The following is a 12406-nucleotide window of genomic DNA, read 5'->3' as shown; positions in this document are numbered from 1 at the left end:
ATACCAACCGACACAGATCAAGTGATCAAGGAAGGAAAAGTCATGTCGAGTGCATCCAAGATCGTTAAGCGGATCAAGGACGAGGAGATCGAATGGGTCGATGTCCGCTTCACCGATCCCAAGGGCAAGTGGCAGCACCTGTCGATGTGCGCCAGCGTGGTGGACGAGGACATGCTGGAAGAAGGCATGATGTTCGACGGCTCCTCGATCGAGGGCTGGAAAGCCATCAACGAGTCCGACATGATCCTGAAGCCGGACCTCGATGCCGTGTGGATCGACCCCTTCAGCGCCACGCCGATGATGGTCATCAACTGCGACATCGTGGAACCGTCCAACGGCGAATTCTACGCGCGTGACCCGCGTTCGACCGCCAAGCGCGCCGAAGCTTACCTGAAGTCCACCGGCATCGGCGACACCGTCTATGTCGGCCCGGAACCCGAATTCTTCATGTTCGACGATGTCCGCTTCGAGGACGGCTATGCCGGCTCGGGCTTCGCCATCGACGATATCGAGCTGCCGACCAATACCGGCAAGGAATACGAAGCCGGCAACCTGGCTCACCGCCCGCGCGCCAAGGGTGGCTATTTCCCCGTCGCTCCGGTCGACAGCTGCATGGATATCCGCGCGGAAATGGTCTCCACGATGGCCGAAATGGGCCTGCCCATGGACAAGCATCACCACGAAGTGGCCGCCGCGCAGCATGAGCTGGGCATCACTTTCGGCACGCTGGTGCAGACTGCCGACCACGTGCAGATCTACAAGTATGTCGTGCAGCAGGTCGCGCAGGCCTATGGCAAGACGGCGACTTTCATGCCCAAGCCGATCCGCATGGACAACGGCTCCGGCATGCACACCCACATGTCGATCTGGAAGGACGGCAAGCCCACCTTCGCAGGCAATGGCTATGCTGGCCTGTCAGAAACCTGCCTCCATTACATCGGCGGCGTGGTGAAGCACGCCAAGGCGATCAACGCCTTCACCAACCCGACCACCAATAGCTACAAGCGCCTGGTGCCGGGCTTCGAGGCTCCCGTGCTGCTGGCCTATTCGGCCCGCAACCGCTCCGCTTCCTGCCGTATTCCCTACGGTTCGGGTGAGAAGGCCAAGCGCGTCGAATTCCGCTTCCCCGATCCGCTGGCGAACCCCTACCTCGCCTTCTCGGCCCTGCTGATGGCCGGCATCGACGGGATCGAGAACAAGATCCACCCGGGCGAGGCGATGGACAAGAACCTCTACGACCTGCCGCCGGAAGAGCTGGCCGAAGTGCCGACCGTCTGCGGCTCGCTGCGCGAGGCCCTGGAATCGCTGGAAGCCGACAACGAGTTCCTGCTGAAGGGCGACGTGTTCACCAAGGACCAGATCGAAGCCTATATCGAACTGAAGTGGGAAGACGTCTATCGCTTCGAGCAGACGCCGAGCCCGGTCGAATACGACATGTATTACAGCAGCTGATCCCAGCGGTCAGTTCGCCAACGAAAAGGGGCGTCCGGGAAACCGGGCGCCCCTTTTTCGTGTGCAACACAGAGTTGCGCTCAGGCGGTCTGCCCAGCCTTCCGAAAAGCCTCCAGCTCCCGCTTCAGCATATCGCGCAGTGCCCCGCGCGTAACCTTGCCCATGGAGCTGCGCGGTATCTGCGGCAGCTGCACGAACCACACGCGCTGTTCGGCGGGAAAGAAGCGGGCGAGCGATGCGCGCAGCTCGGTCTCGTCCAGCGAGGCCTTGGCCTCCACGCCCACCACCAATATGTCCTCGGCAGCGGAATTGATCGTCACCGCGCCTACGCCCGCAACTCCCGGCACGCTGGCGACAGCCTCCTCGATCTGCGGCAGGTGGATGGTGAGGCCGCCAAGATTGGCCGTTTCCGCACTGCGGCCCGTAACCGCGACCATGCCATCTTCGAACAGGATCGCGCGATCGCCGGGATAGAACCAGCCGTCACGCCAGCCGGGGCCCTCGGCAGCATCCGCGCTGCGCAACTCCGTCTCGATCATGCCGGGCGAGCGGACACGGACATCGCCTTCCTCGCCAATGGGCAGCGGCAATCCCGCCGCGTCCACCACCTCGAATTCCACGCCGTCGACCAGGAAGCCGGTAGCCCCCGGATGCCGCGCCAGCACGGCGCTGCGACCCTGTGCGATCAGCCCGGTCTCGGTCGTGCCGTAGCCGACCAGCACCCGCCCGGCGATCTGCCCCAGCAGCCGGTTTCGCAAGTCGATCGGCGTGCGCCCGCCGACCAGCTGGATGGTCCTGCGCTCCCGCCCGGGCAAGGTGCCCGGCAGCGCCTGCGCCAGCTGGTTCATGAGGAAAGGCGAAGTCGCAATGAAACTCGCCGCCGCGATAGAGGGCCCCGGTGATGCCGCTTCGCGCGCGAGGGCCCTCAGCACAACCACACCGCCCGCCTGCCACGCTGCCAGGGGGTAGCGAAAGCCGGCCGTGACCAGCAGCCGGAAGGCCGCATGCATGCAGACATCGGCACCAAAATAACCGCTGCGCCAGACCTGCTCTACGCGGTAGTGCAGCACGTCCCGCCCCAGCCGCACCAACTTGGGCAGCCCGGTCGATCCGGAGGTCTGGAAGATCCGCTGGGCGCGCTCCTCCAGATCATCGGGAAGGACCGCATCGGGGATGTCCAGCTGTTCGTCGAGTGGCGCAGACCCTTGTGGCGCGAACACCAGCTGCTGCTCCCCGGGATCGGCATTGGCAAAGTCTCCCTCCCAGCCCAGCACCGCCTTGCGATCCTGAGCCGCGCGCGCTCCCAGCTCGATCGAGCTGGCCAGCCCAGCCCGCAGGCAGCCCAGCTGCATGATCCATTCCCAATAGGTGGTGACATGCTTGCGGTAGTGGTTGAGGCCGACATGGTCGCCCTGCTCCAGCCCGTGCAAGCGCAGCCAGCGCGCCATCGCATCGATATCGCGGGTCAGGCGACCGTAATCGAAGACATCGTCCGCAACCCGGACAGCCGGACGATCCTGTGGGTGCCGGTAGAGCGGTGAAAGCAGTTTCATCGGCGGCAGGCTTGCCACAACGGGCAAGGCATTGCCAAGCTCTGGCACCATCCTTTGCGATTCCGCTTTCCTACAGCGCGGGGCTATACCTAGCGCAGCCGGCTTATACCAATTGCCGGAGACTGAATGACATGAACCGCAAGCCCCTGTTCGATACGGTCCGCACAATGCTTGGCCGCGGCTTTCGCCAGAGCGAGGTCGATGCCATCGATCACGCGGTGGACGATTTACGCGAGGACAGTGTGCCATCTGTTCCATCGTCCTCCCCTGCCCCGCGCGTAGTCGGGCCGGACGGGATTGCGCTGATCCGCCAGTTCGAAGGCTGTGCGAAGCGCCGCCAGGACGGGATGGTGGAAGCCTATCCCGATCCCGGCACAGGCGGCGATCCCTGGACGATCGGCTGGGGCGCGACGGGCAAGGGTATTGGACCCGGCACAATGTGGACCCAGGCGCAATGCGACGCGCGGTTGGAGGCAGACCTTGCCCGCTATGCGGGCGACGTCGTGCGCGCGATCGGCGATGCGCCGACGTCGCAGGCGCAATTCGATGCCATGGTCAGCTTCCACTACAATACCGGTGCGATCGGCAAGGCGACGCTGACACGGAAACATGTGGCGGGCGACCATGCGGGCGCCGCGCGCGAGTTCGATCGTTGGGTCAATGCCGGCGGGCGGGTGATGAAGGGGCTGGTGCGCCGGCGCGTGGCCGAGGCGGCGCTCTACCGCAAAGGCTAGCCTTCGCGCCTAGTAGTCCCGGCTGATCTCGACCGCAGCCTCGCCCCGGCCCAGCGTGCTGATCGATCCGAGCAGCGAGAGCCAGCCGGTCACGCGGAACTCCAGCTCGGTGGCGTTGTAGCCCTGCCCGTCAGTGACCAGTTCGGCATAAAGGCGGCGGGTGATGTTCTTGCCAAGGGCAACCGATGTACCGCGATTGAGCGCCGGATCGGCCGGCATGATGCGCAGCCGGTCGAGCCCGATAGCGCTGCGCAGCCGGTTGATCGGATCTACCCCGCCACCGCCGCGCAGGCTGGCCAGCGCCGCGCCCAGCTGCAGTGCATCGGTGGCGGACAGGTCGGTAACCGAGCCGCCGAACAGCATGCGGGCGAGCAGCTCCTCCTCTGGCAAGGCGGGGACGGAGGAGAAGGCGATCTCCGGCTGGCTGGCGCTGCCGCGCACGGTGACATCGACGTCGATGCCGTTGACGCCCGATTCCGCCAGCAGGTCCAGCCGAGGATCGGGCGGCGCTGCCTCGTCGAAGTCGATCCGCCCACGTGTGATCTCGAAGCGCGTCCCGGCAAAGCTGTAGAAGCCCTGGCGCGGGACGATCCGCACCTCGCCACCGATGCGCGGATCGGCGGTTGTGCCGCGCAGGCGGATGTCGCCGCTCCATTCGCTGTCGAGGCCCATCCCGTCCACCTTGATCCCGCGCGTGGCGCGCGCATCGATCAGATAGTGCCAGGGCTGTCCGGCGCGGCCGGGCGGCGCGATATCGACGGGCGTGTTGATCTCGGTAATCGCAATATCGGGCAGCTCCACCGCCTCATCCGCGCTCGCCAGCCGCCACTCGGCCTCGCGCACGGTCAGGCGCCCGGCGATGGTGCCGCCCACCCCGCTGGACACGATGCGCATTGGCCCGGTCACCGTCGCGCCCATGCCGGGCAATTGCAGGATGCGGGCATTGCTGGCGGCAAGGCGAATGTCGATCTGCGGCCCACGCTCGCGCGTCATGTTGGAAAGGTCGACAAAGCCGCTGCCGCTCACGCGTCCGCCATTGGGCGCCTCGCCGGAGAAAGAGGTGAGCTGCAGCCGCGATCCGTCGAAACGGCCGCGCGCGGATACGCCGGAGATGTCGGTGCCGGTCAGCGCGCTCTGCAGATGGAGGTTGTCGCCCTGCAGCGATCCGCGCACCTGCGGATTGGCGAGCGTGCCGCGCGCATTGGCCGCGACTTCGAGAGGACCAGTCACATCAAGCAGGTCGATCGCGGCGAGCCGCCACAGCGCCTCTGCCGGCCCGTCATAGCGCAGCTGCGCGAGCAGGTCCCCGCCATAGAGCCGCGCCATCAGCCCGCCCTCGCGCGGCAGGTTCGAGATGCGGGCGTTCACGCGGCCGTCGATACCGCTGCCATTTTCCATCACCGCGCGCGCCTGCAGCAGGTCGGCGGAGAGATCGGCGACCAGCGCGAGGTCGATGGGCCGCGAGGTCAGGAGCAGGCCCGAGCGGGTGAAGTCGTTGACCACCACCCGCGCCTCGCCAATCGGCATGCCATCCTCATCGGCGGCCAGTTCGACGACGCCCGAAAGCGTACCGCCGAGGCCGAGATCGCCCGCCACCACATCGGCTAGCGCCACCGGCATGTCGAGCAGGTTGAGACGGCCTTCAGGAGGCGCTTCCCCGCCGAAGCGGCCTTCGACGACGGCATAGCCATCGCCATAGCCCAGCTGGGTGCGCTGCAGCTGCCAGCCGCCATCATCGGTCCGCAGCAGCACCGCGCGGCGCGGCATGGTGATGTCCACCCCGGCATAGGAACCGTCGGCGGCAAGGGCGATCCGCTCGCCAGTCGCCTGGCCATTCAGAAGCAGCTCGAACCGGCTGCCACGACGGCCGGCCAGCGCCGCATCGAAAGTGCCGACCCCGTTGGTGAGCTGCGCATCGACAGCCATACGGCCGAGGAAGAAATTGCCCCAGCTGATACCCTGCGCGGTCATCTCGCCTTCCAGCGTCGTCGCCTCCCCGCCGATGAAGCCGCGCATGTCCATATCCGCCCGCGCCAGCGTGAGCGGCCTGTCCGCCGTGCCGAAGCGCGCATTTCGTGCGGTCAGCTCGACATCGAAGGCCTGCCCGCCGGGACGTGCGGCAAGGCCGATCACGCCATCCACGCCGCCGCGTGTGAGCGCGAGCCGACCGGCCACCCCGCCTTCGACGAGGCGGAGGTTGCCGCTGACCCGCGTTTCCGCCACGTCGAGGCGCCGCACGCCGATCTGCGCTTCGCCCGCTTCGGGCAGGACAAGATCGATCAGCCCGTCGAAGGGGCCCAGCAGCGAATTGCCGGAGGTTTCGATCGCAAAGCCGTCCTCGCTCGGCGCCAGCGCCACGCGGACATTGCTGAGATCGGCGGCGGGCAGCGGGCTGTCGAAGACGAGGTCGGCATAGGGCCCATCGCCGGCCAGCCGCGCCTCGCCTGCGAAGGTGCCGTAATCGGCATGGGTGCCGGAGACGGTCATCAGCGTCTCGCCGCCTTCCAGCCGCCCATCGACCAGCGCGTCGAGCTTGCTGCCCTCGATCCGCATGTCGGAGAAGGTGAGCGGCCGCGTCTCGCTGACCGCCAGCGCGCCCGCGAAACGGATATTCTCGCCCGCGATCGTCTCGATCGTGCTGTTGTCAACGCGCGGCATGCGGCCCTGCACCGTCGCATCGAGCGTCCATGGCACGCCGCCGCCGATGGCGAAGTCGATCCGCGAGGCGGCATCGACCAGCCCCATGTCGAAAAAGGCAAGGTCGTCCGCCGTCACCGGGCCGGAGAAGCGGAATGACCCATTGTCGAAATTGCCCCGCATGCCCAGCCGCGCATCCATGCCGGGGAAGCTGATCGAAAGGTCATCGGAATTGAGCGTGCTGCCAGCATAGGCAAGCGTGCCGGAGATATTGCCGCCGACGAGGCGCGGATCGAACAGATCGATCCCGCTGGTGACCCGCCCCACCTGCATGTCGAGCGGCAGGATCATGCGCTCACCCTCGAAGCTGATCGTGCCTTCCTGCACGATATCGGCAAAGACGATCGTACCGGCGGTGATCGTCCCGATGCGCAGTTCATGCGGCACTTCCAGTTCGCTGAAGGCGCCATTGAGGTCCGCGCGCATTGTTGCATCGTCCAGCACGACGCCGTCGAGCAGCTCGGGATCGAGCAGGGCAGCTTCGAGCGTCATGTCCTCGAACCGATTATCCGCCAGGTCGATGCCGCCGCTGCCGTCGAGGTCGATGCCCTTGCCGCGCAGGGCAAAGCTGCCGTCCAGCGTGCTGTCCTCCAGCGTGCCCGATGCGGTGAAGGCCACTTCGCTGCCCAGCGCCCTGGCCGGAAGGCCGGAGACGTAATCGCCAGGGAAAGCCTGGCCGACGAGGCGGTACTGGCCCGTCTCATTGTAAATATCGAAATCGAGCAGGTCGTCGCCGCCCTGCACCGCCAGCAGGTCCCCCTTCCACGATGTCCAGCTGCCATCCCCCTTGATGCTGACGACAAGCTCTTCCTCCGCCCCGACCATGGTGGCGAGGAACCCGCCCACGGGTGCACGCCAGTCGAGATCGAGATCGAAGACGTCCCCATCGGGTTCCGCCTCCACCAGGAAGCCGAAGACGTCGCCACCGCCGAATTCGCCATCGGCATCGAGGAAGACACGGCCACTGCGAATGTCCGCCTCGGTGCGGAACTGGATCACCCGCTCCTCACCCAGCAAGCCCTCGGCCACGGTGAGATCCTCGATCACCAGCCGGTCCACGCGAATATCGAAATCGGGCAGGAGCGGCGCGTCGGGATCGCCGGGGATCAGTTCGGGCGCAGCGTAAAGCGTGCCGTCGCTGAGGACGAGGTGGCGGACATCGAGCCCGGTGAAGAACCACTTCCACGGCCGCCAGTTGAGATCGACGCGCGGCACTTCGAGAAACAGCGTGTCATTGGCATCGCGCAGCTTCACATCGTTGAAAGTCGCGCTCCACAAAACCGATCCCTCGATCGATTCCACCTCAACCGACAGGCCCGATGCAGGCGAAACCTTGGCGATCTGGTCGACAATCAACTGGCGCCCCGGCGGCGTGTGGAGGAAGGCGATGAGGGCCAGCAGCAGCAGGAAGATGCCGAGCGAGCCGTAGCCCAGCCAGCGCAACGGACGCGGCCAGCGGGAGGCCCGGCGCTCCACGCTTTCATCCTCGATAACCGGCTGGTCCGCCATCAGAAGGCCTGCCCCAGCGCGACATAGACCGCGACCGCCGCGTCATTGGGGCCGGGATTGAGCGGGAAGGCGACGTCGAGCCGGATCGGCCCGAAACCCGAATGATAGCGCAGGCCAATGCCCGCACCGAACTTGATGCTGCGGAAGTCGGGCAAGGCATCGTCACCCACGCTGCCCGCATCGACGAAAGGCACCACGCCCAGCGTACCGTCCAGCATGCCGGTGCGGATGCGCGCTTCCAATGAGAATTCGACTGCGGACAGGCCACCCGTCGGATCGCCCTCGCTATTGCGCGGACCGATCTCGCGATAGCCATAGCCACGCACCGATCCGCCGCCGCCGGCATAGATGCGGCGGGAAGGGGCGATATCCTCGACCGATGCGCCGGGGATGGACGAGAACCGCGCGCGCCCGGCCAGCACCAAGCTGTCGCTCATCTGCTGGTAATAGGAGAAGTCCGCCTGGTTGCGGACATAGACGGTCTCGCTGCTGTCGCTGCGCGAAATCTCCGGCGAGACCCGGCCCGAAACGCGGAAGCCCCTGGTGGGATCGAGCAGATCGTCGCTGGTGTCGATCTGCGCGTAAAGCGGCAGGGCGGCGATGAGATAGGTCTGGCGCGGGCCGAACACGCCATCGGCATCGGCTTCACGTTCTCCCGTCGCCACCAGCTCAAGGCCTACCGACCAGCTCAACGGCTTCTGGAACAGCAGCGTGCTGACGCGCTCATAAGTGCCGACAAGCGATGCGGTGCGCGCGTCGTAAGCCTCGTAATCGAGCGTGCTGGCAAAGGCATCCAGCGTCAGGATCCGGTCGCGGCCGCGGAAATTGTTCTTGCGGAAAGTCGCGCCCAGCAGCTGCTCGCGCGTGCCCGCAATGCCGCGCACGCGGAACAGGCCCTCTGGCGGGAAGAGGTTGCGATGCTCCCAGCTGCCAGCAATGCGAATGCCTTCTTCCGTACCGTAACCGATCGAGCCGGCAACGGTGCGCAGGGGCGCCTTGGTCATCTCGACTTCCATGTCCACCGTGCCCGGCTGGCCTTCGCTGGGTGCTTCGACCTCGACCGGGGTTAGCGAGACCGAGCCGACGAGGCCGGTGGCAAGGATCGCGCGGCGCAAATCCATCTCGTCACTGCGCTTATAGGTGTCGCCCGGATCGAAGCGGGCGATCCGCGCCAGGTGGCGGCCGGAGAGGAAATCATCGAGATTGCTGGTGACATTGCCGAAAACATATTTGCCGCCCGGCGTCACCGGCATGGTCACATCGCCTTCGGCCCGCGCATGGTCGACCAGCAGTTCGGGATCGTCGATGGCGGCGAAGGGATAGCCGCTTTCGCCCAGCGCCGTGTCGAGATCATAGCGTTCATCGGTTATCGCATCGAGCGAGAGGGGATCGCCGGGGAAGACCTCATAGGCGGCGCGCAAATCGTCGTAATCCGTGCCCGTCTGCGAGAGGTTGCCGAGATCCACGGTGCCGATGGTGAAGCGGTTGCCGGGAATGATGTCGAAGCGGGCGATGGAGCTTTCATAATCGGCGTCGGGGCGATCCTCGGGAGAGACGACGCTGCGGATCACCTGGCCATCGAAATAGCCATAGGTGCGCAACATGCGCTGCAACAGCTCCTCGTCAGCACGCGCCTGCGCGGAGAGGCGGGCCTGGCTACCGTCATCATCGAGGCCCTCGATGGTGGAAAGCGCCTTGAACCGGTCGAGGAATTCGTCGCGCTCGGGGAAAAGCGAGCGTTCGGTCGGGAAGACCAGCACCAGTTCGTCCGAAATCCTCTCCCCGCTGCCTTCAGGAAGCGGCGGGATGACGTCCTCAAAAGTGGCGAATTCGACCGGCTCGTCCGCTTCGACCGGGTCGGGATCGGGCAGCTGGAGGTCTTCGGGCGCTTCGATCGTCAGGAGCGGCATGGCCTCCATCGGCGAATCCGCTTCCAGCTCAGGCACGGGGCCATCGTCGGGGGAAGGGAGGTCCGGCTGGTCGCCCTGCTGCGCCCAGCCTTCGGGGTCCTCCACCGCGGAATCGGGGATAAGCTCTTCGAGTGAGGCGGGAGCAGACATGTCCTGCGCCGCCAGCTGCTGAGAAAGCAGGCCAAGGCACAGGGCAAGCGCGGTTGCGCAGCGGGTCATGGAAATAGTGGCGGCGCTGTCTCGCTCAGGCGAGCTTGTACTGCTTCTGCTCCCCGGGAGCGCCATCTTTCGAACCGCCTTCGGGAGGCTTGCCGCCTTTTTCGCCGAGCGAGGAGATAAGGCCGGACTGCTCGTCCTGCGACATGCGGCGCCAGCCATCGGGGCCGAGTTGCTCGAGCGGCCGATAACGCACCTTGTACTGCATGCGCGGCGATCCCTCGACCCAGTATCCGAGATAGACATAGGGCAGCCCCGCCTCTGCCGCGCGGCGGATGTGGTCAAGGATGACAAAATTTCCAAGCCCGCTGCGTCCCTCGATATCCGGATCGTAAAAGCTGTAGATCATTGACAGCCCGTCCCCCTGCCGGTCGGTCAGGCAGGCCGCGATCAGTCGACCGGGCCGGCCATCGGCAGAAGGCTCCCTGTATTCAATGATAAAGCTGGAAACCGAAGTGTGTTCCACCATGTCGGCATAATCCACCTCGTCCATGGCGGCCATGCCGCCGCCGGGATGGCGGCTGCCGAGGTACTTCTGCAGCAGCTGGTATTGCTCGGACGTCGCCCAGGGGCGGCACTCGGTGACGACCAGGTCTTCGTTACGGCGCAGCGTCTTGCGCTGGCTGGCCGAGGGCTGGAATTCTTCCGCCACCACGCGGACCGAAACACAGGCGCGGCAATCGACGCAGGAGGGCCGATAGGCGACCGTCTGGCTGCGGCGGAAGCCGATGCGGCTCAGCGCATCATGCAGCTGTTCGGCATGACCGCCCTTCAGCTCGGTAAATACCTTCCGCTCCGTCTTGCCCGGCAGATATGGGCACGGCGCAGGGCTCGTCACGAAGAAGCGGGGAAATCGAACTGGAGCCGTCACGGGTCTTGGCGGTCCTTGCTGCCTGCGGTCTGATCCAAACGAGCGAAGTGGTGCTATGTTGTACACCGGATTCGCTGGTTGAAATCACATTAACCATAAAAAGCAGCAAATGCAGGGTTAATTTCAACAGGCAGCCACGCGAACAGCACGATGCGCCCCGAATCGGGTCAATTTTGTCAGTTCAGTTCAACGTGGCTGACCGAGTATCCTTGTCCGCGAAGGTCGGAAATCAGCGCTTCCAGCTGCTCGCGGTCGCGCGCCTCGCACTCGATATCGGTGACAAGGCCCTTGGCCGGCAGGTTGGTGAAAATGCGCTGGTGGTAGATTTCCAGGATGTTCACATTGTGCACGTCGAACAGGCGCATCACCTTGAACAGCGCGCCGGGCCGGTCCTGCAAGGTGATCTGCAAGCGCGCGAGGCGGCCCGAACGGGCAAGGTCGCGCAGCAGCACATTGGCGAGCAGGCGCGTATCGATATTGCCTCCACACAGGACGAGCCCGACCTTCTTGCCGGCAAACCGCTCCTTATGTGCCAGCACCGCGGCAAGCCCCGCCGCGCCCGCGCCTTCGACCACGGTCTTTTCGATCTGCAGCAGCAGCGAGACCGCCTCTTCCAGATGCGGCTCTTCCACCAGCACGATATCGTCGACGACATTGCGGATGATCTGGCGCGTATAAGTGCCCGGCTCCTTCACCGCGATACCCTCGGCCAGAGTGTCGCCGCCACAGGGCAGGTCCTCGCCCTTTATGTGGCCATACATGGAGGGGTATAGGCGCGCCTGAACGCCGATCACCTCGATCGGATGGCCCAGCTCTTCGGCCATGGCCTTCGCCACCGTGCCCATGCCGGAGATGAGGCCGCCGCCGCCGATGGGCACCACCAGCGTCTCGATCTCGGGCGCGTCTTCCAGCAATTCGAGCGCGACCGTGCCCTGCCCCGCCGCGACATCGGGATCGTCGAAGGGATGGACGAAGGTCAGCCCCAGCTCGCCTTCCAGCTTGCGCGCATGGGCATATGCCTCGTCGAAATTCTCGCCTTCCAGCACCACCTTGCCGCCGACGGCCTGCGTCTGCATCACCTTAACCGTGGGCGTGGTGCGCGGCATGACGATGGTGACCGGAACGCCCAGACGCCTGCCGTGATAGGAAAGGCCTTGCGAGTGGTTGCCGGCCGAGGCGGCGATCACGCCCTTCTTGCGCTGCTCCTCGGTCAGCAGCAGCAAGGCATTCAGAGCACCGCGTTCCTTATAGGCCGCGGTGAACTGCAAATTCTCGAACTTCAGCCAGATTTCGGCGCCGGTAATTTTCGACAGCGTCCTGCTGTACAGCGTCGGCGTACGCACGACGGCATCGCCGATCCGATCCGCAGCGGCGCGGATATCGGCAATATCGAGCCTGGCTTCCAGTGTCGTACTCGTGTCCATGGCAGCGGCCTATCGCAGATTTTCGCGCAAGGGAAACCCT

At 65.4% G+C, this 12406-nt stretch carries 7 protein-coding genes; 2 read left to right on the top strand and 5 right to left on the bottom strand.

From position 1 onward, the window contains the following. Window positions 1-42 precede the first annotated feature (42 nt). Window positions 43-1452 carry a type I glutamate--ammonia ligase gene (glnA, locus tag E5222_RS02465; RefSeq protein WP_136692134.1) on the top strand — a complete coding sequence of 470 codons (1410 nt, stop codon included), beginning with the start codon at window positions 43-45 and terminating at the stop codon, window positions 1450-1452. A gap of 80 nt (window positions 1453-1532) precedes the next feature. Here the strand turns inward: glnA and E5222_RS02460 are convergent, their stop codons facing one another. Next, the gene (locus tag E5222_RS02460) at window positions 1533-3005 is read right to left on the bottom strand and encodes a class I adenylate-forming enzyme family protein (protein WP_169053453.1); all 1473 of its coding nucleotides are present in this window, start codon (window positions 3003-3005) and stop codon (window positions 1533-1535) included. A gap of 131 nt (window positions 3006-3136) precedes the next feature. On the opposite strand from E5222_RS02460, the gene E5222_RS02455 reads away from it, so the two are divergent. Continuing rightward, window positions 3137-3739, top strand: coding sequence for a lysozyme (locus tag E5222_RS02455; RefSeq protein WP_136692132.1), 603 nt, complete (start codon window positions 3137-3139; stop codon window positions 3737-3739). 9 nt (window positions 3740-3748) lie between these two features. Here E5222_RS02455 and E5222_RS02450 read toward each other — a convergent pair whose 3' ends face one another. From E5222_RS02450 to E5222_RS02435, 4 genes are all read right to left on the bottom strand, one after another. Next, complete coding sequence (locus E5222_RS02450; RefSeq protein WP_136692131.1) at window positions 3749-7945, bottom strand: translocation/assembly module TamB domain-containing protein; 4197 nt, start codon at window positions 7943-7945, stop codon at window positions 3749-3751. Beyond that, window positions 7945-10074, bottom strand: coding sequence for an autotransporter assembly complex protein TamA (locus E5222_RS02445; RefSeq protein WP_136692130.1), 2130 nt, complete (start codon window positions 10072-10074; stop codon window positions 7945-7947). Before E5222_RS02445 ends, E5222_RS02450 begins: the two co-directional genes overlap by 1 nt. A 25-nt stretch (window positions 10075-10099) precedes the next feature. Then, window positions 10100-10942: an arginyltransferase gene (locus E5222_RS02440; RefSeq protein WP_136692129.1), complete on the bottom strand. Its 843-nt coding sequence runs from the start codon at window positions 10940-10942 to the stop codon at window positions 10100-10102. Between the two features lie 176 nt (window positions 10943-11118). Next, window positions 11119-12366: a threonine ammonia-lyase gene (locus E5222_RS02435; protein WP_136692128.1), complete on the bottom strand. Its 1248-nt coding sequence runs from the start codon at window positions 12364-12366 to the stop codon at window positions 11119-11121. Window positions 12367-12406: the final 40 nt, after the last annotated feature.

This window comes from Alteraurantiacibacter aquimixticola, from assembly GCF_004965515.1.
Lineage (GTDB): Bacteria > Pseudomonadota > Alphaproteobacteria > Sphingomonadales > Sphingomonadaceae > Alteraurantiacibacter > Alteraurantiacibacter aquimixticola.
This window is presented reverse-complemented; position numbering and strand designations above follow the sequence as displayed.

Excerpts from the sequence above, each read along its gene's own strand:
- glnA (WP_136692134.1), top strand. The coding sequence starts at position 43 with ATGTCGAGTGCATCCAAGATCGTTAAGCGGATCAAGGACGAGGAGATC.
- E5222_RS02460 (WP_169053453.1), bottom strand. The coding sequence starts at position 3,005 with ATGAAACTGCTTTCACCGCTCTACCGGCACCCACAGGATCGTCCGGCT.
- E5222_RS02455 (WP_136692132.1), top strand. The coding sequence starts at position 3,137 with ATGAACCGCAAGCCCCTGTTCGATACGGTCCGCACAATGCTTGGCCGC.
- E5222_RS02450 (WP_136692131.1), bottom strand. The coding sequence starts at position 7,945 with ATGGCGGACCAGCCGGTTATCGAGGATGAAAGCGTGGAGCGCCGGGCC.
- E5222_RS02445 (WP_136692130.1), bottom strand. The coding sequence starts at position 10,074 with ATGACCCGCTGCGCAACCGCGCTTGCCCTGTGCCTTGGCCTGCTTTCT.
- E5222_RS02435 (WP_136692128.1), bottom strand. The coding sequence starts at position 12,366 with ATGGACACGAGTACGACACTGGAAGCCAGGCTCGATATTGCCGATATC.